The 304-nt window shown below is 47.4% G+C and carries 1 protein-coding gene; it reads left to right on the top strand.

From position 1 onward, the window contains the following. Positions 1 to 67: 67 nt before the first annotated feature. A partial coding sequence (locus A3709_RS24500; protein WP_231871143.1) for a hypothetical protein occupies positions 68 to 304 on the top strand: 237 nt, incomplete at its 3' end.

Below are 304 nucleotides of genomic sequence, written 5' to 3'. Positions count from 1 at the left end.
TTTTGTTCTATTGGTAACGGCTGAGTTCGTCAACTAGTGTAGTGCTCTATATAAATATGGATGGGCAATGAAAGGTTCTCTACCGCACGGCGTCGTCTTAGGTATGTCTCCTACAGGTTTGTACGTCCTTAGGGAACTGGGCGGTTTTGGTGTCGATGTAATTGGCGTCGACAAGGAATTCGCCTGTGCCTCATGGTCGAGATTCATCAGAGCTGCCGGTAAGTGTTGGATAGAATCGTCAAGGGATCGGTTGGTTTCAAAGTTGATTGACTTTGCCAAGTCTGTCGAGGAGAAGCCGGTATTG

Origin of the sequence: Halioglobus sp. HI00S01, from assembly GCF_001635445.1 — a bacterium.
Classification (GTDB): domain Bacteria; phylum Pseudomonadota; class Gammaproteobacteria; order Pseudomonadales; family Halieaceae; genus Halioglobus; species Halioglobus japonicus.
The sequence above is the reverse complement of the archived record's forward strand: the minus strand, read 5'-3'. Positions and strand labels throughout refer to the sequence as shown.